The 1,694-nt window shown below is 62.8% G+C and carries 2 protein-coding genes and 1 pseudogene; all 3 read left to right on the forward strand.

Annotation, left to right across the window (positions count from 1 at the left end; genetic code table 11):
- Window positions 1-219: pseudogene (locus tag O4H53_RS26870) on the forward strand (lytic transglycosylase domain-containing protein); the annotation flags it as partial.
- Entirely contained in the window at window positions 219-1,028 is an 810-nt protein-coding gene (locus O4H53_RS26875; RefSeq protein ID WP_074647026.1) for a type IV secretion system protein, read from the forward strand. The pseudogene O4H53_RS26870 and the gene O4H53_RS26875, both read left to right, overlap by 1 nt.
- A 16-nt stretch (window positions 1,029-1,044) precedes the next feature.
- Window positions 1,045-1,694: virB8 family protein (locus O4H53_RS26880; RefSeq protein WP_269368058.1), on the forward strand; the 650-nt coding region annotated here is incomplete at its 3' end.

Genomic DNA, 1,694 nt, shown 5'->3' on the forward strand with positions numbered 1-1,694 from the left:
ATTGCGGATATCGTCGAACGGATTTCCGAAACGGAAGATGTGCAGGAGAGCGTCGCGCTCAACACCTATGCCCGCGCCGAACTGGTGCGCCTCGTCGCGGCCCGCATCCGGCTTAAGGCGGTGCGGACCCGTGTCCTGAGCGCAGAAGAATTGGCGCAGGCCAGCGCGCGCATGGCCGAGGGCGCCTTCATGGACTTCACGATCAGGGAGATAGACTGATGGGACGGATGTTTCTGAGAACGGCTTTGGCCACGACACTTGGGATTGGCCTGCATCTGGGAGCCATCTTCCCTGCCGCGGCGCAGGGCGTGCCCGTCGTCGACACGCAGAACATCGCGCAAAACATCCAGCAGCTCCGGCAGATGATCGAGGATGAGATCCTGCAGAACGAGCAGCTGACGCAGCTCCGCGAACAGCTTGCCACACTCACGGACCAACTCGCGGAGCTGCAAAGAACCTACGAGGCCCTCACCCGCCTCGCCGAGCTTCCCGAAATCATCCGCACGGAAATGGAAGACGAGTTGAACGGCCTGCTCGACCAAGAGTTCGGGGACATCCTCGCCACGATTGAGGCGATCAAGACTGGGGATTTCTCGGGCCTCTCGGGCTCCGGCGCAGGCGAAATCGAAACCCAGATGGACCGGGTGCTGGCCGATCTCGGCTTCGATGAAGACACGCTCTCGGAAATGGCCACGAGCGGCAATCCCGGGGCCAACCGCGTGGCGACGCAGGCCACCACCGGTGCCCTTGTCTCGGCGGCGGCCCAGAACAGCTATGAGGATGCCGGCCAATCTCTCGAGCGGGTCGACCGCCTTGTCGGACTCATCGACGACATGGACGAACTAAAGGAAAGCATCGATCTCAACACGCGCGTGACCGCGGAGCTCGCCATTGCGCTGGTCGCCATGTGGCAACTCGAAGCGGTGCAAACCGTGGGCGATGGCACAGGCGGCGTGATCGATGCCGCCACCATCGCCGAGGAGCAGCGGTTTATGGACTTCACGCTGCCCGAGTTGCGGGCAGACTGATCAAGGGTTGTGACAGGTGGCGAGTGAACAAGAAATCATCGAGGAAGAGCTGGTCTACGGTGCCCTGCGCCGCGAACGGCTCTGGCAACGCCTTGGCCTGATGGGCCTTGTCTTCGGTATCATCGGCTGTCTGAGTGCCGCGGCTGTCTCGATCCTCGATGTCGACCCGCCCCCCGTCGTTGTCCCCTATGATCCCGCCACCGGCTTTGCACTCCCCGAAGCCTCGGTGGGCGCCTCCTCGGTGACCGCCAACCAGGCGATCATCGAGGCGGAGGTCTTCCGCTACGTGACCGATCGGGAGGTCTATAACCAGCTCGACAACGATCTGCGCATCCGCAGCGTCCTGCGCCGCTCGGACGGAGCTGCCGAGAGCGGGCTGCGCCAGATCTGGAACAGCGCCAACGAGAATTACCCGCCGACGGTCTATGGCCCCAATGCTCGGCTCGACGTGGAAATCCTCAGCATCAACCGGATCGGAACTAACCGCGCGACGGTCCGCCTGCGCAAGCGCCTGACGTCCATTAACGGCACCCAGACCGGCCTCTTCACTGCGACGCTTCTCTTCGAGTTCCGCCCGGAGACCCGCCGCTCCATCGATGAGGTCTGGACCAATCCATTCGGCTTCACCGTCCTCGAATATTCCATCCGCTCCGACAGATTGGAGAA

The sequence above is a fragment of the Sulfitobacter sp. G21635-S1 genome (assembly GCF_027213915.1).
In the GTDB taxonomy this organism is placed as follows: Bacteria; Pseudomonadota; Alphaproteobacteria; order Rhodobacterales; family Rhodobacteraceae; genus Sulfitobacter.

Excerpts from the sequence above, each read along its gene's own strand:
- O4H53_RS26875 (WP_074647026.1), top strand. The coding sequence starts at position 219 with ATGGGACGGATGTTTCTGAGAACGGCTTTGGCCACGACACTTGGGATT.